This is a genomic window from Dictyoglomus sp. GBS (genome assembly GCF_055179815.1).
In genome coordinates, this window is sequence record NZ_CM143687.1 from 201,963 (window position 1) to 222,608 (window position 20,646).

Sequence of the window (20,646 nt, forward strand, 5' to 3'; positions counted from 1 at the left end):
AAATGGAAGAGATAAAAAAGAATTTTAAAAATCCTGAAAAAATATATAGGGCGATACCTTTTTGGTCATGGAATGATAAGCTTAATGCTCAAGAACTAACAAACCAAATAAAAGATTTTAAAGAAAAAGGTATTGGTGGGTTCTTCATGCACTCAAGGGTAGGTTTAGAGACTGAATATATGGGAGAAGAATGGTTAGATTTAGTAGAAGAAGTGGTAAAAAATTCCAGGGTAATAGATATAGATCCATGGCTTTATGATGAAGATAGATGGCCTTCTGGCTTTGCAGGAGGTAAGGTCGCAGAAAAAATTGGAGACGAAGGAAGGGCTAAAATTCTTACTTTAAAAATATTGAAAGATGCAAAAGAACTTAATGGAAAAGAATTGACTATTTACAAAGGGAAAATAGAAAGTGAAAAAATAAATAGTATAGAAAGAGTAAATAATATCGAGAATTTAAGACTTTATAAAGATGAAAACATTTTAGCATTATATAGGATCGTTGCTGGAAAATCTGATTGGTATAATGGTGATGCACCACCAGATAATCTAAATCCTAAAAGTGTGAAAACATTTATACAAGTTACCCATGAGATATATTACGAAAGACTAAAGGAAGATTTTGGAAAACAAGTTAAGGGTATATTTACCGATGAACCCAATATATCTCCTTTTCTCTGGGGAGGAAATTTAGAATATTATGCATTACCTTGGACTGATATATTTCCTGAATATTTTAAAGAAAAAAGAGGATATGACTTTTTTGATATAGCTCCCTTTGTATTCTTTTCAGGAGAAAAGTCCATAAAGGCAAGATATGACTATTGGAGAACCATTTCAGAGCTTTTCTTAGAAAGTTACACTAAAAATATCTATAATTGGTGTAAAGAGCATAATATATTATTTACTGGGCATTATTTAGAAGAAGATAACTTCCCTCATGTAATATTATGTAGTGGATCTATAATGCCTCATTACGAATACATGGATATTCCAGGAATAGATATATTAACCGAGGTAAGATATGAATACCTTACAGCAAAACAAGCAACCAGCGTGGCAAATCAATTAGGAAAAAGTAGAGTTATTTCCGAAACTTATGGATGTACTGGATGGGAATTTACCTTTGAAGGACAAAAACATGTGGCAGACTGGCAATATGCCCTTGGAGTAAATATGAGATGCCAACATCTTTTTTTGTATTCTCTTAGAGGTTGTAGAAAAAGAGACTATCCACCCTCTTTCAATCACAACCCTTCTTGGAAGTATCATCCTCTCATAGAAGATTATTTTGCAAGACTTTCCTATATTCTAACCTTAGGTAAACCTGTAAGGGATATTCTTCTTATCCACCCTATTGAAAGTAGTTGGTGTGAATTTAATGGAAGAGATAAATCTGTACCCCAAGAAAGAGGAGAAGAATTTAAAGAGATTATAAATGCCCTTTTAGGAATTCATTATGATTTTGATTTGGGAGATGAAAAGATTATTGAAAAATATGGGAAAATAGATAAGGAAAGAAAAGAGTTTATAGTAGGAGAAGCCAAATATATATTAGTAATAGTGCCACCAGTAATTACCCTAAGAAAAAGTACCCTTTCCTTACTTTTAGAATTTCTAAATAATGATGGGAAAGTAATTATTATGGAGCCATTACCAGAATATGTGGAAGGAGAAAAAGGGAAAGAAGAATTGAAAAAACTTTTTGATCATCCAAATGTAATAAGAGTAAAGGGAAGAAAAGAACTTGCAGAAAATATTAAAAATATAATTCCAAGAAGAATATCCATAAGAGATGTGGTAGGACAAGAAGTAGAACAGTTTCTATATATGGAGAGAAATTATGATGGTAAAAAGATTTTCTTTATAGTAAATAATGATAGGGAAAGATCCTATAATGTGGATCTATACTTAGAGGGAAAAGGAAGAATAGAAGAATGGGATCTTCTTACAGGAGAGATAAAAGATGTATTTTCAATAGAAACTGAAGGATATCAACATATTCGTACTACTTTTGCTCCCTCAGAATCCAAATTATACATACTATATAAAGGAGAATACAAGAAAATAGAAAGGCCAAAGAAAATAAAAAGGACCATCTTTTTAGAACCTACCTTTGAGGTTAAAAGATTAGACCCTAATGTACTCACTATAGATACTGCTCAATTTAAATTAGATGGAGAATGGTCTGAAGAGACACCTATCTGGATTATTCAGAGAAAAATTAGAGATACCCTTGGAATGATTAACATCGATCTGAATAGTGGAATTCAAAGATGGAAATGGGTTAATATACCTCATCCTAAGGATAATACTAAGATTGAATTAAAAATGAGATTTAATATAAAAGATCTGCCAGAAAAAGACTTATATCTTTTAACAGAAAATATAAAGGAAATGATCAGCTTAAAGCTAAATAATAAAGAGATACCTATAATAGATGAAGGATGGTTTATAGATAGATCTTTAAGAAAGATTCCATTAAAGGAATTTAAGATAGGAGAAAATATTATAGAGATACTCTTGAACTATAGAAATTCAACAGAGCTTGAAGATTTCTATATTATAGGTGATTTTGCTGTAAATATAGATAGAGAAATAATTAAAGAAAATAATAGAATTACATTAGGAGATTGGGTTTTTCAAGGATATCCCCACTATGCAGGAAGCCTTATATACAAACAGATATTCCCTTTCCATAAAGATCCTAACGAAAAATATCTACTAACTATTGAGGATTTTTCTGCAGGAGTTATTAAAGTAAATCTAAATGGAGAAACAGTAGGATTTATCCCATGGAGATTTTACAAATTAGATATCACTGATTACTTACAAAACAGTAATAATTTATTAGAATTAGAAGTAGTAGGTAGCCTAAGGAATATGCTTGGTCCTCTTCATAATAGAGCAAAGAAAATCCACTTTGTAAGTGCTCTCTCTTTTAGACCAGAGGGTGAGGAATATACAAAGTCATACGTATTCCATTCTTATGGATTATTTTCACCAGTAAAAATAGAGGTGATAGGTTAATATTCCTTTCTTTCGTCCCAACTTTTATAGCTACCACATAGCCAATTAAGAGTTAAAAACCTCTCAAGAATAATTCCTGAGAGGAAGAGATAATCTTCACCAGTAATACGATAAAAGGGCTTTCCTTGTACTGGAAAATCATCTTCTATAGTATAAGAGATAGCACCAGAAGAAAGAGCTTTTTCTACCAATAACTTTACAGCATCTTTATATGATTTTCCTTCTTCTAATTTATAATTTTCCTTTTCCATTCTCCCAAGCTTCCACCTAAAATACCATATCTCAGCTATATCTCTTTCCTTAATTAGCTCTTTAAATGGTCTTAATTTAACTTTTCCTAAAAATTCATCTCTACTTTTTAATACTGGAATCACATCTATCACATCACTTAATCTAAAACCTATATCATAAGGGGGAAGTTTATCAATAAGAGATAAAGCCCAGAAAAGTACACCTAAGGATTCCAGATAGGTAAAGGAAAGTAAGGTTTCATTCTCATCCCATTTTCCTATATCTTTTCCAAGAAGTATTCTTTCTTGTTCTGTAAAAAAATTTTTTAAATTTTCCTCTTCAATCCATTTATATACTTCTTGGAAAAAATTACTTTCAATATTGAAAATTTCTTTATCAGGGGAAGAAAGATAAATTGCCTCTGCCTGTGACCTCAGAAACAAAACAGAAAGACAAAGAGCTCTATTTATAACCTCTCTTTCAGTAGGTGGATTTAAGTAAATCTCTTCTTCCACTTTTTACACCTTATAAGTCACAAAAAATATAAAGGCATAAAAAAAGGTAACAAAAGTTAAAATTAAGCTAAGTAATAATATAATTTCTCCAAACTTCTCTTTTATTTTCCTCATTTCTATCCTCTCCTTTACATTTCATTAGAGTATATTATAATAAATAAAGGTTGCAAATTAAAAGAGGAGGGAAAGGTGATTCATTCTCTAGATTTACCTCAAAGAATAATTTATGGGATTGGTTCAATAGAATTTCTTGGCACAGAGCTTAAAAAAATTGGAGAAAAATTTCTACTTCTTACCGGAGAGCACTCTCTTAAAAAAAGTGGAGTCTTAGATAAGATTTTAGAAGATATTAAAAAGCATAAGTTAAACGTAATCCTTATTACAGGAATTCCCCCAGAACCATCTTTAGAAATTGTACATCAACTCTGCGATAATATTGTAGGTAACAACTTTGATGGAATTATTGGAATTGGTGGTGGTAGTGTAATGGACATGGCTAAAATCATCGCTTTCAGAATAAAAACAAAAGCTAATCTTTTAGAATATAAGGGCAAGGAAATAGAAGAAGCACTTCCTATTATATCAGTACCTACCACAGCTGGAACAGGTAGTGAAGCTACAAGATTCGCAGTAATTACCGATAAAGAGAAAAAGGATAAATTTATTCTCATGGGAAAAGCTTTAATTCCTACTCTTTCTATAATAGATCCTGAACTTACCTTTACCATGTCTCCTCTCGTAACTGCCTCTACAGGAATAGATGCCTTTTCTCATGCCCTTGAATCTTATCTTTCCAGAAACTCTTCTTGCATGGTAGAATGCTATTCAAGATCAGCTTTGGTGGATATATATAATTTTTTACCGAAATCAGTTCTTGAAAATTCCACATATGCCAAGGAAAGAATGGCTTATGCTGCCTTTTGGGCCGGTATTGCCATAAACAATACAAAAACCACTTTAGTACATGCTATGTCAAGACCCCTGGGAGGAATCTATAATATACCCCATGGAATAGCAAATGGAATTTTACTTCCTCCTTATTTAAGATTTAATGCCCCTTTTATTCATGATGAAAAATTAAAGTTTCTAAAGAACCTTTTTAATGGAGATCCTGCTGAAAAAATGGAAGACTTTCTTAAAACTCTCAATCTACCAACCAGAATTAATCAAGTTACCTCTCAACCTCTTGATTTAGACCTTCTTGTAAAGAGGACATTAGAAGCAAAATTTAATGTAGAAAACAATCTTAGGCCTGTTAGGGAGGAAGATATATATTATCTTTTCCAAGAAGTAATGTAGAAATGGTAAAAATAAGGCTCATAACCATATCAAGAGATTTCGGTACAGATATAGATGAAATCATAAATAAAATATCAAAGAAATTTAATGGGGAAATTTTAGACCGTAGAAGAATTCATGAAGAATTAGCCCTTGAAGGTTTTAATATACAAGAATTTGAGAATAAAGAGAAAGAACTGGAAAAAGGAATTAGAGATCCTAATTTCATAGAAACTTACAAAGAACAGGTAAGAATGATTGTTAAAAAGTATATGGAAAAGGATTATATCATTTTTTTATTAGGAAGAGGAGGCCAATTTCTCTTTAAAGACGAAAATTATTCCTTTCATATTAACGTTATCGCACCCTTAGGCTATAGAATAAAATTCTTAACTAATAAATTTCTCCTTTCTGAGGAAAAAGCCTTGGAACTAATAAAAGAAAAAGACTTTTCAAGAGAGATTTTCTATAAAACGTTATTTTTAAACAGTTGGAAAGACCCATCTTTATACCATTTAACTATTGACAGATCTTTTTTTACTGCAGAGGAGATAGAATCTATCATTGAAAAGGTAATAGAAAGGCAAGAATCAAAAATATATACTCCAGAACAACTATCTCTTCCCCAAAAGCCTAAATTTGCTAACAAAACCGAAGAAGAATTTGCAAAGATATTAACCTTTTATCAAATAAGGTGGGAATACGAACCAAGAACATTTCCATTGGAATGGGATAATGATGGGAATGTAATAGAATCCTTTACCCCAGATTTTTATTTACCCGATTTTGATCTATATATTGAACTCACATTACAGAGACCAAGGGTTATGGGGGAAAAACTAAAAAAAATAAAAAAACTAAAAAATTTATATCCAGATATAAAAATAAAATTATTCTATGGTAAAGAATATGAAAAACTTTTATCAAAATATGGAATTAAAGGAATAAGATAGAAATATGGAAAAAATAGGAAAAATACTTTTTACAAAAGAAGATATTGAGAAAAGGATAAAAGAATTAGGAGAAGAAATAAGCATAGATTATAAAGACAAAGATCTTATACTCGCTTGTGTCTTAAAAGGAGCAGTATATTTTACCGTTGATCTTACAAGAAATATTAAAATTCCATTTATTTTAGACTTTATCTCCATATTAAGCTATGGTTCATCTAAGAATAATCAAGGAATTGTCAGAATTACTAAGGACTTAGATATAAATATAATGGGTAAAGATGTAATAATAATAGAGGATATTGTAGATACTGGATTAACTTTATCTTATTTAATAAGAAATCTTCAAACAAGAAACCCAAATTCTATAAAAGTATGCACGCTCCTTGATTGCCCAGGAAGAAGAATAATAGATATAGAGGTAGATTATAAGGGTTTTGAAATACCAAATTACTACGTTATAGGATATGGGCTTGATTATAAAGAAAAATATAGAAATCTACCATATATAGCCATATTAGAAGAATTTTAATTAAAGCCTTGAGGCAAGCGCTAAAAACTTATCTATATAACTCTTCATACCTTCTACATGCTTAATAATCTCTTCCCTAAGCTTCTCTCCCTCATCCGTTAGACGATATACCTTCTTAGCAGGGCCCGTTTCTTCCATGCTCCATCTACCAATAATAATACCTTCTTCTTCCAACTCCCTTAAAATTCTATAACCTCTTCCCATACCACCTATACCTGGTGTAATAATACCTGGGAAAGCCTCGGTAAGACTTGAGATGAGTTCATATCCGTGGAGCTCTCTATCTGATAAAGAAATTATTATCCAAGCTCTCAACCAGAAGGTAGGAGAAAGACCTGTAGATCTTACATTGCATCTTTTCATACTCCAGCCCTCCATATATCCTATATCTACTTTTAATATATATACCATTTAAATATTTGTCAAGTAAGGAATACCCAGCAAAAACGAAGAACAATATATTAATATTTATACTTTCATTATATAATTTTAAAAGATTTTTTTAATTGGAGGTGAGATCAAACATGTTTTTAGTAATCTTTCTTTTAGTTTTATTTTTAAAAGAGATAATAAGCTTTTATTTAGACATAAGAAATCTAAAATATGCCCTTTCTCATAAAGAAGTCCCTGAAATATTTAAGGATATTATTACAGATGAAGACTTTAAAAAATCACAAATTTATTTGAAAGATAGGGTTATATTCAATTTATGGTCTAAAACCTTTGATTTTATCTTTAACCTAATATTTATTTTCCTTCTTTATCCATATATTGAAAAAATTGTTTCATCAATAACATCATCCTTTATTCTTCAAGGTCTTCTATTTTTTGGAATATTCGGTCTCATAAATCTTATTATTTCTATACCCTTTGATTTATATTACATCTTTGTAATAGAAAACAAGTACGGATTTAATACTATGACCCCTAAGATTTTTCTTCTTGATCTTATCAAATCAATTATCCTTTCTATAATTCTTGGCACACCTATACTCTCTTTACTTCTTTACATTATTAAATCTGATCCCAATTTTTGGTGGAAATTTGCCTTAGTAATAATAATATTTGAAATTATAATGGTATATATCTACCCCATATTAATTGCACCTATTTTCAATAAATTTACCCCCTTAGAAAATGAGGATTTGAGAAAAAAGATTATAGAGCTGTTAGAAAGAGTAGGCTTCAATGTAAAACAAGTATTTGTGATGGATGCTTCAAAAAGAACAAGAAAACAAAATGCCTATTTTACAGGTATTGGAAAATCCAAAAGAGTAGTACTTTATGATACATTACTCTCATATCCTCAAGAGGAAATTGTTGCTATTTTTGCCCATGAATTGGGTCATTATAAAAAGAGGCATATTACTATTCTAATGCTTTCTTCAATAATATTTTATGTTTTCTATATCTATCTAACTTTTATTGTCTTTAAATCTGCCCCCCTAAGTAAATACTTTGGAGTACAAAAGGAGTTTACTCTCCTTACTTATGCCTTTATCTTTGCTTCATCTTTCTTTTACTTTTTAAATCCATTAATAAATTTCTTGTCAAGAAAAATGGAATACTCAGCTGACAGATTCTCTGCAGAACTTATTGGAACTCCCTATCCTTTAATAAGTGCCTTGATAAGATTAGTGAAAGAAAATCTTTCAAATCTTTATCCTGATCCACTATATAGGACTTGGTATTACTCCCATCCTACACCTTCAGAAAGAATCTACCATTTATTAACCTTAGAAAAGGAGGTAAAAAAAGATGAAAATAACAATAGCCCAAATTAACCCCACGATAGGAGATGTTGAGGGAAATTTTAATAAAATAGAATTAGCCATAGAGAAGGGGATCAAAGATAATTCTGATTTAATTATATTTCCAGAAATGTCCATATTAGGATTTCCCCCCTTTGACTTACTAAAAAGGAAAAATATAAAAGAAAAATTAGAATATAGTATAGAGAAAATCCTAAGAAAAAATTATCCAATAGGTATTTTAATAGGATCTCCTTATTATACTTCTCATGGCATTTATAATAGTGCCTACTTATTTTATAAAAATACTTTAAAAAGAGTTGATAAATTCCTTTTCACAAAAGATCCACTACTCAAAAATCTTTATTTTCAATGTGGTAATTCAGAATTTATAGAGTTTAATAATCATAAAATAGGCATCTTTATAGGGGACGATCTTTTACAGTGTGATGACACAACGCCTTTACAAGAATATCTCTATCAAGTTGATCTAATTATTATAATTTCCTCTTCTTTTTATTATTTAGGAAAAAGAAAGGAAAAAATTGAAAAGGCAAGAAATATAGCAAAAAACTTCAACAAAAAAATTATATATGTAAATCAAGTAGGGGGAAATGGGGAATTAATCTTTGAAGGTGGTAGCTTTATAATTTCAGAAAAAGGAGATTTGATTTTTGAAGGCAAAAATTTTGAAGAAGATATAACAACCATAAATTTGGAAAATCTATCAGTAACTTCTTATAAAGAAGAAGACATTTCTTTTATATACAATGGTTTAATTTTAGGAGTAAGAGATTACTTTAGAAAATCTGGTTTTGAAAAAGCTGTAATTGGACTTTCAGGTGGGATAGACTCTGCAGTTGTAGCTTGTATTGCCAAGGAAGCCCTAAGTGAGGAAAAAGTATTAGGAGTAAGTATGCCTTCTGTATATACCTCAAAAGAAAGTATCGAAGATGCTAAGGAACTTTCAAAAAATCTAAATATTAATTTTAGGCTTTTATCAATAAAAGATATATTTTACTCATACCTAAAAGAATTAAATCCCTCTCCATCTCCTGTTATGGATGTGGCAGAAGAAAACCTACAATCCCGTATAAGAGGAAATCTACTAATGTTTATATCAAATAGAGAAAATTACATTGTACTTGCAACAGGAAATAGATCCGAAGCTCTTACAGGTTATTGTACCCTTTATGGAGATACAGCAGGAAGTCTGGAGGTTATTGGTGATATCTATAAAACTACAGTATATAAATTGGCAGAATACATAAATAGGGAAAGAGAAATTATACCCAAAAATATTATTACAAAAGCACCATCTGCAGAATTACGTCCAAATCAAAAGGATGAGGATTCTCTTCCACCCTATCCTTTATTAGATCCTATTCTTTCCGCATATGTGGATGAGAACAAATCAGAAGAAGAAATTATAAATTTAGGATTTCCTAAAAATATAGTAAGAAATGTTATAGAAAAAGTTGAAAAAAGTGAATATAAAAGAAGACAAATCCCACCTGTATTGAGAATTAGATCCAAAAATCCTTTAAGAGAAAGGGTCTTACCCTTAGTTTATAAAATAATATGATATAATTCTTTAGATTAACTAAAAAGGAGGTGCTAATTTTAATGAGAAGAAATCGTTTTACCGAACCCCAAATGGATGAGAAAGATATACAATACCTAAAACAATTAGCCCACAAATGTAGAGGCGACATACTAAAAATGACCACATTAGCTGGATCTGGTCATCCCGGAGGTTCCATGTCATCAATTGAAATGTATTTAACCCTTTATTATTTTGCAAATGTAGATCCTCAAAATCCAAAGAATCCTGACAGAGATAGAATTATTATCAGTCACGGTCATACCTCTCCAGGAGTATATTCAGCCTTAGGTAATCTTGGTTTTTTCAATATAGATGAGGCTATTGCGTATTTTAGGCTCGCTGGAAGTATATTTGAGGGACATGTGGAAAGATATGTACCAGGAGTAGAATGGAGCACAGGTAATTTAGGACAAGGACTTTCTGCTGGTTGTGGAATGGCACTTTCTGCAAAACTTCTTAAAAAAGATTTCCATGTATTTGTAGTAATGGGAGACGGAGAACAACAAAAGGGACAAATATCCGAGGCCAGAAGATTTGCTAAAAAATATAATCTATCAAATTTAACAGTCTTAATTGATTATAACAAGCTACAGCTTTCAGGACCATTATCTGAAATCATGCCTCAAAATATAAAAGAAAACTACCTCTCTGATGGATGGGAAGTAATAGAGGTAGATGGACACGATCTACAAGCGTTATATAAAGCTATAAGACAAGCTGTATATGACGAAAAACCAACTGCCATATTAGCCCATACAGTTATGGGTAAAGGTGTTTCCTTTATGGAGAATAAATTTGAATTTCATGGAAGAGCTTTAAAACCAGATGAATACAAGAAAGCCATTGAAGAACTCGGAATTGAAGATGATCTTGAAAAATATAAAGCTATGAGAGAAAACTTCAAACCAAAAGATAAACACATTGTTGAGCCATATTCTATTAATATTGATACTGGTACACCTATCACCTATGATAAGGATGCAAAGATTGATAACAGAGGAGCCTTTGGAAAAGCATTGGCAGATCTTGCCAAATTAAACATTGGTAAAGAAGGAAAGACACCTATTGCGGTAGTTGATTGCGATCTTATGGAATCGGTAAGAACCCATGAATTTGGAAAAATCGCCCCAGAAAACTTCTTTGAGACAGGTATACAAGAACATAATGCAGCTACTCTCTCAGGAGCTCTTTCATCTCAAGGAGTTATAACCTTCTTTGCAGACTTTGGAGTCTTTGGAGTTGATGAGACTTATAATCAGCATCGCTTAAACGATATTAATTATACAAATTTGAAAGTTATAGTAACCCATTGTGGACTCGATGTAGGAGAAGATGGAAAAACCCATCAATGTATAGATTATATTGGTACATTTAGAAATCTCTTTGGCTTTAAAATTATAATTCCAGCAGATGGTAATCAAACAGATAGAATAATAAGATACGTAGCAAGAGAATTTGGAAACTTCTTAGTAGTTATGGGAAGATCTGTAACACCTATAATTACTGATGAGGAAGGAAATCCTCTATATGGTGGGAACTATGAATTCATATATGGAAAGATGGAAAAAGTAAGAGATGGAGATAAAGCGGCAATCATAGCTTGTGGCCCTATGGTTTTTAGAGCAGTACAAGCATGGGAAAAATTAAAGGAAAAAGGAGTCAAAGTTAAAGTATTTAATTTCACATCTCCAAAGGAGATAGATTGGAAAGCCTTAGAAGAAGCAGCTAAAACGGGATTTGTAATCACCTATGAGGATCACAATGTAAATACTGGAATTGGAAGTATCATTGCAGAAGCTCTCTTAGAAGGAGGCTTCAAGATAAAATTTAGAAAATTTGGAGTAAAAGAATATGGACTATCTGGAAAACCAGATGCTCTTTACAAGATGCAAGGATTAGATGTAGATTCTGTGGTTGAAACCATACTAAAAGAAATATAAGAAAATATAAAAAATAGGGGGGTAAATCTTCCCCCCTTATTTTATTTTTAGATTAATCTCTTCTAAATATATTTTCTTCTGTTGGGGGCCAAAGTACATTTTCTTCTTGTAATAAATTAAAAGTGTAAAGCTCTAAGTTCTCTGCAACTCTTTCTTCTCTTTCTCTTATTGCCCTTAGAAGTCTTGCATAAACCCTTTCTATCTCTTTTGCAAGGAAATAAAGCTCCTCGTTAGATTCTATTTTACAATTCCAGGTCTTTCTATCAAATTTAATACTTAATGGCCCCTGATAACTCTCCAATGGAATAAGCATAAGTTCTGCAGTATTTTGTCCCCATTTTTCTGCCAAAGTTCTTGCTATAGCAGAGAGTAATTTTTCTGAAAACTCTATAATCTTCTTTCTGGCTTCCTCTTCCCAAAGCTCTAAATAATCTTTAACTTCAATAGTATCAAGAGAATAGACGCTTATAAATCCATAAGGAGGTAAAATTACAGGAGGTGGATTTGTAGGCTTCCCTTTTTTAAATATCCAAAACTTGATTTCTTCTGCACTTCGGTATAAAACCACACCACTAAATTCCCTATTTTGTAGAGCAGAGAAAAACTTTGCAGGAATTATAGTATTAGCATCCAGATCTATATATAGAGGATTTCCCACATATACAGCAGAAAGAACAAGTATAAGAACTTTATCAGTAGGGTAATAGGTAATTTTACCAAATCCCTGCTGAATCTGCCTCATAATAAAATCTACTGCCTCTATTCCCTCCATAGCTCTATTGTTTTGTACCTTTGCAAAAAATGCCTTCCCTTCATAAACAAAAATTGCTCCTTTGTACTCCTCATCAGTGTAGAGAATTACTCCTGTTGAGTTTTCCTTTCTCAACTTTTTAATAAATCTCTCCGCATTTAATAGAGCAGCAGGTAGGTTCTCAAACTCAGGCTTCACTTTTTCTAAAAGATACATAAACTCTTTCATAGTCTTCCCCCACCTAAATTAAAAAAATCCCTAATGAAAGTTTAACATATATTGTTATAAAATAAAAGATGTTATGTAAAAAAATAAAAAAGATTGGAGGTAATAGATTAAAAAATGATGATCGACTACCACATGCATCTTGAAAGAGGACCTTTTGATGAAAATTGGTGGTTAAAATTTTGGGAAGAAGAGAAAAAGAAAAATATACAAGAAATAGGTATAACAGAACATGGCCATAGATTTAAAGAATTTAGACCTATTTATGATCACATTCCTATTACTGCCCCATGGTGTGATAGTAACTTAGAAGAATATCGAGAATTTACCACTTTTTTAAAAGAGAAATACAAGATCAAGGTAGGAGTTGAGATGGATTACTTCCCTGAAAAAGAAAAAGAGATAAAAGAACTTCTTGAAGAATATAATTTTTTTGATTATGTGTTAGGATCGGTACATTTTATTGATCACGGTTTTGGATTTGATATAGATCCCAGCGATCCAAGATGGACTGAAAAGGATATAGAAGAAATTTTTGAGGATTATTTTGATAAAGTAGAAAAGATGATAAAAAGTAATCTTTATGACGTAATTGCCCATTTAGACCTTGTAAAACTTTGGGGTGGAAGAATTCCTAAGAATATCTCATCCATATATGAAAGGATTTCAAAAGTAATTATAAGTTCTCAAATGTCATTAGAACTAAATACTGCTGGCTGGAGAAAACCAGTCAAAGAATTGTATCCATCCCCTGAATTTTTAAAAATTATATCTTCATATAATATACCTCTAACCTTCGGAGCTGATGCCCATACCCCAGAAGATGCAGGAAGAGATATAGAAAAAGCTTACCAGATTGCAAAAGATTTAGGTTTTAAAAAAATATCTATCTTTGAGAAAAGAAAAAAAATTTTAATAGATCTATGATGAAAGGAGTGAGAAATTTGATTGAAACCGGGAAAGAAATATTAAATTACCTTTCTCGTCTTGGCGTAGATTACGCAGATGTAAGAATTGTAAAAAGACTCAAAGAGGAGATTGAAGTTAAAAATGGAATTTTAGAAACAGCAGTAAAAAACGAAACCTACGGATATGGAATCAGAGTACTCTATAATGGAGCATGGGGGTTTGCATCTTCCTTTGACTTCTCCCAATACAAGAAAGTAGCAGAAAAAGCCCTAATAATAGCCAAAGCAAGTGCCAAAACCAATAAAAAAAGGGTAGCTTTAGCCCCTGCAGAAATCATAAAGGCTAAATGGAGCAATAGCTACCAAATAGATCCATTTTTAGTACCTTTTGAAAAAAAATTGGATCTACTTTTTACAGCTGATAAAACTATGAGAGAAGTTAAAGGCATCACCCTTACAGAATCTTCTCTATCATTTTTTAGAGAAGATAAGGTTTTCTTAAGTAGCGAAGGAACAGAAATAGAGCAGAGTATATTAGAAAGTGGTGGTGGAATTACTGCCTATGCAATCGAAGGAAGCGACATACAAAGGAGATCTTATCCTAATTCTTTTGGAGGTGATTTTAGAAAAGGGGGATGGGAATTTATTGAAGATTTAGACCTGGTTGGACATGCAGAAAAAATAGCAAAAGAAGCAGTTAGCCTCCTTTCCGCAGAACCATTACCCGAAATGGTAACTACTCTTATTTTAGATGGAACCCAATTAGCTTTACAGGTACATGAATCTTGTGGACACCCAACAGAACTTGATAGAGTATTAGGGATGGAAGCAAGTTTTGCAGGAACAAGCTTTTTAACCTTAGAAAAAAGAGGCAACTTCCAATATGGATCAGAGATTGTAAATATTGTAGCCGATGCTACTCATCCTTATGGTCTGGGAAGTTTTGGATATGATGATGAAGGAATACCTGCCCAAAGAAGTTATTTAGTGAAAGATGGTATTTTTGTAGGATACTTAACTTCAAGAGAAACAGCAACCATATTAGGAGAAAAATCAAACGGTACTATGAGAGCGGATGGATGGAATAGAATTCCTATTATAAGAATGACAAATATTAATCTTCTTCCCGGAAATATACCTTTTGAGGACTTAATAGCCTCCACAGAAGAAGGAGTTTACATGGCAGTAAATAAAAATTGGTCAATAGATGATAAAAGATTAAATTTCCATTTTGGGTGCGAGATAGCTTATGAAATAAAAGATGGAAAGATAGGTAAGATTTATAAAAATCCATATTATACAGGTATTACCTATGAATTTTGGAGAAGTTGTGATGCTATAGCTGATGAAAAATCTTGGAGAGTCTGGGGAGTACCAAATTGTGGAAAGGGAGAACCTATACAAGTAGCCAGAGTTGGACATGGTGTATCTCCTGCAAGATTTCGTAAAGTAAAGGTAGGTGGTAAATAATGTGGGGAGAAGATAGAGCATTAAGTTTTCTTAAAGATTTAATTAAAAAGCTACCCTATGAAAGAAAAGAAGTATGTTTACATATAAATTCCCAAGAATTAACAAGATATGCCAATAATATTATCCATCAAAATGTAGCTGAAGAAAATTTAAACCTATATATAAGAGTAGGTGAGGGAAATAAGAAGGTTGCTATATCTACCAGTAATTTAGAAGGAAAAAGTTTAGAAAATCTTATCAAAGATTTGGATACTTTACTAAAAAGTCAACCTGATACAGAAGAATTATATCTGCCAGATCCAGAACCTATCCCAAGTTACGAGAAAAAGACTTTTGATCCCTCACCAGAAAAAAGAGCAGACATTGTTAAAAAACTTATAGACAAAGCTGAAAAACATAATTTAAATACTTTTGGAGCAATATCAGAAGAAATAGGAGAAATAGCAGTAGTAAACTCAAAAGGTTTAGAATCATATGGTACTTACGCCTATTCTCATGGTAAGGTTATGTATATGGGGGATGGATCTGGATACCAAGAAGAAATAGGGAAAGATGTAGATAGTATAGACTATGAATCCCTATCGGAAAGAGCCCTTCAAAAATGTATAGATAGCAAAAATCCTCAAGAAATAGATCCAGGAATTTATACTGTGATCCTTGAGCCTTTAGCAGTAGGGGAACTTTTAGAACAAATAGCCTATTTTGGTTTTTCAGCTAAAGCAGTACAAGAAAAAAGATCTTTTATATCCTTATATCAAGGACAAAAAATATTTAAAGATAATATAACTATCTATGATAATGGCTACGATCCTAACGGAATAATATTTCCTATAGATTTTGAAGGAGTGCCTAAAAAACACGTAGATCTTATTAAAAATGGTATAGTAATGGGACCTGTATACGACACTACAACCGCAGTAAAAGAAGGAAAGAACTCTACAGGACATGCCCTTCCTCCACCATCTACCTATCCATTACCTTTTAATCTTTTCTTTGTTGCAGGAGAAAAACCATTAAGCAAAATTATATCTGAAACTGAAAAAGGAATACTCGTTACAAGATTTCATTATGTCAATGCCTTCTTAGATCCTATTAGAGTTTTGGCAACTGGGATGACAAGAGATGGTACATTTCTCATAGAGAATGGAAAAATTACAAAACCCCTTAAAAATTTAAGATTTACCCAAAGTTTTATTGAAGTCCTTAGTAATGTAGAAGAGATCTCAAAAGAAACCTATTTAGTACCCAATATAGGTTTTGCAAGAGTACCTGCAATTAAGGTTTTAGCATTTAATTTTACTGGAAAAACAGAATTTTAAAAAAATATAGGGGAGAGATTTTTCTCTCTCCCCTCACTAATGCCTTATTAATTACTTTTCTTCTTTAATCTTAATTTTTATTCCTTCAATCTTTTCAGGTTTAGCCTTTGGTAATGTTAAGGTAAGTACTCCATTCTTATATACAGCCTCACTCTTATCAGGTAGTACAGGCTTTGGTAGATCTATTCTTCTATAGATCCTTCCAAGCCTTCTTTCTTTTCTATAAAAGTTCTCCTTCTTTACTTCTTCCTCTTCTTTAGTTTCTCCCTGGATAACTACACTATCTTCTGTTACGCTAATATCTACATCCTCTGGTTTGAAGCCAGGGAGTTCAACTTTTAATACTATATTTTCGTTGGTCTCATACATATCTATAGCAGGGGTAAAGCTCCCTCTTCTTTCCTCAACAATTCCTGGTTCTCCAAAAAATTCGGAGAACAATCTATCCATTTCTCTTTGAAGATGTCTTATTTCCTCAAAGGGATCCCAATATCTTCTTAACATAATTCCACCTCCTCATTAGATTTTGATATATATTAACTTTTTCTATATATATTATATATCCATAAAAATTTTTGTCAAGGGGTCTGAAGAATGTAGGGTAAATAGAAGATATGGAAAGGAGAGTTGGTGTTCTAGAAAATCCTATTACTTATGGCTATGAATACGATAGTTTCGTAATATCCCAATTAAAAGAGGAATATGTATAGAGAATAAATCGTCAACAAGCACATGTCCAAAATATGCCATTAATATAGATAAGATTATTCTCTTCTCGAAGTTAAAATCCCTTCTTATTCCCTTATAAATTTGTTCAAGGGGTTACTGCATGTCTTAGAATTTCTAAAATTCCCTTTTTAATATTAGTATCATCTTTTAAAGCATACTTAGGAAAATAATATACAAAACATCCAAGCCCTACAGCAAACCATAAATTATCCCTAACCATTCTTATTATCCCTTTATATATGTATAGTCTTTCATAAATAGAACTTTCGCTCCCTTTTGAAAAGACATGCAAAAACATATACTTAAGATTTGGAATAAAAAGGTTAAATCTTATAAAAATTATCAAAAGAATAACCCAAAATATATACCAGTATTTCTTAAGAAAATAAAAAACTCTTTGAAAAAAACAAAAATAAAAAACCAAATATAAGCCCTAAAAAGGCTCCTCTCGTTTGGGTAATAAAAAGTCCTAAGAAACAAAACAATAAATAAACAAGATTTTTCAATTTAAAACCATCTTTTATTAAAATTCCCAATCCAGCCATAATGCCAAATTCAAGAATAAGGAAAGCCCTTGTTCACCTACACCTAAAACTAGTCCCCTACTAAAATTCCCATCTACAACCTCAAAATTATCAATGTGGATAGAAATTTTAAATGCATAAGATAAAGTTAAGATTAAACCCAAAAAAAACTGCCCTTAAAAATAGAATCTATAACTTTTTGGGGATATAATATTCTATATTTACCTAACGTATAAAACCAAAGAAATACAATAGGTATAAAGGAGACCAATAAGGCTTCTAATTTTCTCCCCGAGATTAAAGAGCTAACAAATCCTGATAGAATAAATCCTAAAATAAGAACCTTATCCAATTTATCAGAAAAGATATTTCTCAATGCTTCTTTGACCTTTAAACCTATGGATAAATAGATAGCATATGGTAATTGAAAAATATAACTGAAGGTAGATAAGATCAACACCCAAATCTCAAGATTAACATTATTTAGTTTATTACTAAATTTTTTCTCCATAACATATCTTTATACATCAACCTATTAATTTTTTCAAGAATTTTAATTAAAAGGCATTTCTTTACTATATAACATACTAAAGATCAAACATTGACATACTTTTGATAATAATTACAAAAATTTTAAAATTCTATTAACTATTAGAAAGGGTGGTATGTGATATTATTTCATATATAAATTTATAAATTATGTATGAAGGAATTCTGATAAACAAATCTTAAAGGAGGGAAAAAATGAAAAACAGCTTTCCTAAAACTAAAGAAGAAGTTTTAAAGTATATCAAAGACAATGACATTTATTTTGTGGAGATTTGGTTTGCAGATGTATTGGGATATCTTAAAAGTTTCACTATAACAGCCCACGAACTTGAGAAAGCCTTTGAAGAAGGATTGGGATTTGATGGCTCATCTGTTAGAGGATATACGAGAATTGATGAAAGTGATATGATTGCTTTTCCAGAACCAGAAACTTTTACCATTCTCCCCTGGAGACAAAAAGAGATAAAAGTAGCAAGAATGTTTGCCACAATAGTAGAACCAAATGGAAAACTCTTTGACGGAGATCCAAGAAATGTACTTAAAAAGATGCTAAAGAAAGCAAAAGATATGGGATTTACTTACTATGTTGGTCCTGAATTAGAATTTTTCTATTTCAAATCTCCAAACCCACCCCTTGAGGTATTAGATTGGGGAGGTTATTTTGATTTAATACCAAGGGATGAAGCTATAGACTTAAGAAATCAAACCGTTAAAATACTTGAAGAAATGGGTATTACAGTTGAATATAATCATCATGAAGTAGCTCCCTCTCAACATGAAATTGATTTTAGATATTCCGATGCTCTCACAATGGCAGATACAGTTATGACCGCAAGATTAGCAATAAAGGAAGTAGCCTATCTAAATGGAGTATACGCAACATTTATGCCCAAACCTCTTTTTGGACAAAATGGCTCAGGTATGCATGTTCACATGAGCTTATTTAAAGATGGAAAAAATGCCTTTTTTGAGCATAACGATCCATACCATTTATCCCCAATTGCCAAACATTTTATTGCTGGTCTTTTAAAACATGCAAAAGAAATTACATTAATCACCAACCAATGGGTGAATTCTTATAAAAGGTTAGTACCTGGTTATGAAGCACCAGTTTATATATCTTGGGCTATGAGAAATAGGTCTGATCTTATTAGAGTACCCATGTATAAACCTGGAAAGGAAGAAGCTACAAGAATTGAATATAGAGCTCCTGATCCAGCTTGTAATCCTTATCTCGCCTTTGCTGTAATGTTAGCCGCAGGACTTGAAGGAATAGAAAAGAAATATCCTCTTCCAGATCCTGTAGAAGAGAATGTTTATCATATGACAGAAGAGGAAAGAAGAAAAAGAGGAATAGAGAGTCTTCCTGGAAGCTTGATTGAAGCCATAGAAATAACTGAAAAAAGTGAGCTAGTAAGAAAAACATTGGGGGATCATGTATTTACAAACTTTATAGAGAATAAGAAGATTGAATGGGATAATTACAGAAGACAAGTGACTACCTACGAGTTAGAAACCTATCTACCAATACTATAAAAAAGGAGGGAGAATTCTCCCTCCTTTTAATATGCGTATAATCATGCTTCATGAAGCACTCCTTCCTTTACTATAGAGTAGGCTATAACCATATACCCTCCTAAATAGATTATCCTATTTATTTTAAAAAGTTCATAGGAACTAAGTATATATGAAAATATCAAATTAGCAACCGAAAGAAGAGCAATACTTAAAGTTAAAAGGTAATAATTTTTAGCGATCTCTCCACCCCAGAAATTAGTAGTAATAGTTAGAAAGAGAATCATAAAAACAACAAGTAGCATATAGTCTCCTATTAAAAACAATATATTAATAATTTTATCTTCGAGAAGCATGGTGCTATTAAGTAGAGTAGGTAATATACCTACCTGCAAAATCAAGATAAAGAGGAGAATCGCATTAATTACAAGAAGAAAATTCTCGTTAAAGCTCAATCTTACCCTTAAAGAACTGCTTAGGAATATAATAAAAAGTAAAAGGGCAACAAAATTTAGTATAAATGACAAAAGCTTTAACATTTGAGCATTTTCAAATTTAAAAATTATATCGAGAAAATCACTTAAAAGATAGATAAAAAAACCTAAAAGGATAAAAAGCCAACCAAACCACAATTTCTGTTTCCTATCAATCTTAAAGAAGAATAATAAAGCCACAACAAAAGCTAAAAATTCCACAAAAAGATAAACCATATTATAAATATTTTCAGGAATATTAATGTTAAATAAGGGAATAGTTGAAAAGAGAATAACAAGAAGAAGCCCTATAAAGAACAAAATCTCTACCAGTCTCACTTTGTCTTTCAT

18 protein-coding genes are annotated in these 20,646 nt (G+C 31.5%); 11 read left to right on the forward strand and 7 right to left on the reverse strand.

Annotated elements, in window-relative coordinates; genetic code table 11:
- The first annotated feature begins 2 nt into the window (after positions 1 to 2).
- Positions 3 to 3,029: a glycosyl hydrolase gene (locus tag ACY3IT_RS00965; RefSeq protein WP_463082928.1), complete on the forward strand. Its 3,027-nt coding sequence runs from the start codon at positions 3 to 5 to the stop codon at positions 3,027 to 3,029.
- Here ACY3IT_RS00965 and ACY3IT_RS00970 read toward each other — a convergent pair.
- The gene (locus ACY3IT_RS00970) at positions 3,026 to 3,775 is read right to left on the reverse strand and encodes a DUF4272 domain-containing protein (protein ID WP_463082929.1); all 750 of its coding nucleotides are present in this window, start codon (positions 3,773 to 3,775) and stop codon (positions 3,026 to 3,028) included. The two genes, ACY3IT_RS00965 and ACY3IT_RS00970, sit on opposite strands and share 4 nt — an antisense overlap.
- Before the next feature lie 189 nt (positions 3,776 to 3,964).
- Here ACY3IT_RS00970 and ACY3IT_RS00975 point away from each other — a divergent pair, with 189 nt between their 5' ends.
- The 3 genes from ACY3IT_RS00975 to hpt are packed head-to-tail and all read left to right on the forward strand — an operon-like array spanning position 3,965 to position 6,535.
- Positions 3,965 to 5,074 (forward strand): iron-containing alcohol dehydrogenase family protein, encoded by a 1,110-nt coding sequence (locus ACY3IT_RS00975; protein ID WP_463082930.1) that lies wholly within the window; start codon positions 3,965 to 3,967, stop codon positions 5,072 to 5,074.
- A 2-nt stretch (positions 5,075 to 5,076) separates the two neighbouring features.
- On the forward strand, positions 5,077 to 6,006 hold the full coding sequence (locus ACY3IT_RS00980; RefSeq protein ID WP_463082931.1) for a cytidylate kinase family protein: 930 nt from the start codon (positions 5,077 to 5,079) through the stop codon (positions 6,004 to 6,006).
- 4 nt (positions 6,007 to 6,010) lie between these two features.
- On the forward strand, positions 6,011 to 6,535 hold the full coding sequence (gene hpt / locus ACY3IT_RS00985; protein WP_463082932.1) for a hypoxanthine phosphoribosyltransferase: 525 nt from the start codon (positions 6,011 to 6,013) through the stop codon (positions 6,533 to 6,535).
- Here the strand turns inward: hpt and ACY3IT_RS00990 are convergent, their stop codons facing one another.
- Positions 6,536 to 6,898, reverse strand: coding sequence for a PadR family transcriptional regulator (locus tag ACY3IT_RS00990; protein WP_463082933.1), 363 nt, complete (start codon positions 6,896 to 6,898; stop codon positions 6,536 to 6,538).
- 161 nt (positions 6,899 to 7,059) lie between these two features.
- On the opposite strand from ACY3IT_RS00990, the gene ACY3IT_RS00995 reads away from it, so the two are divergent.
- Genes ACY3IT_RS00995 through ACY3IT_RS01005 form a run of 3 tightly spaced genes read left to right on the forward strand, consistent with a single transcriptional unit; the run spans position 7,060 to position 11,832 of the window.
- Entirely contained in the window at positions 7,060 to 8,319 is a 1,260-nt protein-coding gene (locus ACY3IT_RS00995) for a M48 family metallopeptidase (protein WP_463082934.1), read from the forward strand.
- A complete protein-coding gene (locus ACY3IT_RS01000) occupies positions 8,294 to 9,871 on the forward strand; it encodes an NAD+ synthase (protein WP_463082935.1) in 1,578 nt (525 codons plus the stop codon). Before ACY3IT_RS00995 ends, ACY3IT_RS01000 begins: the two co-directional genes overlap by 26 nt.
- Positions 9,872 to 9,912: 41 nt before the next feature.
- Positions 9,913 to 11,832: a transketolase gene (locus ACY3IT_RS01005; protein WP_463082936.1), complete on the forward strand. Its 1,920-nt coding sequence runs from the start codon at positions 9,913 to 9,915 to the stop codon at positions 11,830 to 11,832.
- A gap of 52 nt (positions 11,833 to 11,884) precedes the next feature.
- Here the strand turns inward: ACY3IT_RS01005 and ACY3IT_RS01010 are convergent, their stop codons facing one another.
- Entirely contained in the window at positions 11,885 to 12,811 is a 927-nt protein-coding gene (locus ACY3IT_RS01010) for a hypothetical protein (protein ID WP_463082937.1), read from the reverse strand.
- 114 nt (positions 12,812 to 12,925) lie between these two features.
- Here ACY3IT_RS01010 and ACY3IT_RS01015 point away from each other — a divergent pair, with 114 nt between their 5' ends.
- The 3 genes from ACY3IT_RS01015 to ACY3IT_RS01025 are packed head-to-tail and all read left to right on the forward strand — an operon-like array spanning position 12,926 to position 16,505.
- The gene (locus ACY3IT_RS01015; protein ID WP_463082938.1) at positions 12,926 to 13,735 is read left to right on the forward strand and encodes a histidinol-phosphatase; all 810 of its coding nucleotides are present in this window, start codon (positions 12,926 to 12,928) and stop codon (positions 13,733 to 13,735) included.
- Between the two features lie 17 nt (positions 13,736 to 13,752).
- Positions 13,753 to 15,186, forward strand: coding sequence for a TldD/PmbA family protein (locus ACY3IT_RS01020; protein ID WP_463083654.1), 1,434 nt, complete (start codon positions 13,753 to 13,755; stop codon positions 15,184 to 15,186).
- Entirely contained in the window at positions 15,186 to 16,505 is a 1,320-nt protein-coding gene (locus ACY3IT_RS01025; RefSeq protein ID WP_463082939.1) for a TldD/PmbA family protein, read from the forward strand. The genes ACY3IT_RS01020 and ACY3IT_RS01025 overlap by 1 nt, the downstream gene beginning before the upstream one ends.
- A gap of 51 nt (positions 16,506 to 16,556) precedes the next feature.
- Here ACY3IT_RS01025 and ACY3IT_RS01030 read toward each other — a convergent pair whose 3' ends face one another.
- The 3 genes from ACY3IT_RS01030 to ACY3IT_RS01040 form a co-directional block, all read right to left on the reverse strand.
- On the reverse strand, positions 16,557 to 17,009 hold the full coding sequence (locus tag ACY3IT_RS01030; RefSeq protein WP_463082940.1) for an Hsp20/alpha crystallin family protein: 453 nt from the start codon (positions 17,007 to 17,009) through the stop codon (positions 16,557 to 16,559).
- A gap of 310 nt (positions 17,010 to 17,319) precedes the next feature.
- Complete coding sequence (locus ACY3IT_RS01035) at positions 17,320 to 17,532, reverse strand: hypothetical protein (RefSeq protein ID WP_463082941.1); 213 nt, start codon at positions 17,530 to 17,532, stop codon at positions 17,320 to 17,322.
- Between the two features lie 380 nt (positions 17,533 to 17,912).
- Positions 17,913 to 18,269: a hypothetical protein gene (locus ACY3IT_RS01040; protein ID WP_463082942.1), complete on the reverse strand. Its 357-nt coding sequence runs from the start codon at positions 18,267 to 18,269 to the stop codon at positions 17,913 to 17,915.
- Between the two features lie 233 nt (positions 18,270 to 18,502).
- Here ACY3IT_RS01040 and ACY3IT_RS01045 point away from each other — a divergent pair, with 233 nt between their 5' ends.
- Positions 18,503 to 19,843, forward strand: coding sequence for a glutamine synthetase family protein (locus ACY3IT_RS01045; protein WP_463082943.1), 1,341 nt, complete (start codon positions 18,503 to 18,505; stop codon positions 19,841 to 19,843).
- A 41-nt stretch (positions 19,844 to 19,884) separates the two neighbouring features.
- On the opposite strand, the gene ACY3IT_RS01050 is transcribed toward ACY3IT_RS01045, so the two are convergent.
- Positions 19,885 to 20,646 carry a hypothetical protein gene (locus ACY3IT_RS01050; protein ID WP_463082944.1) on the reverse strand — a complete coding sequence of 254 codons (762 nt, stop codon included), beginning with the start codon at positions 20,644 to 20,646 and terminating at the stop codon, positions 19,885 to 19,887.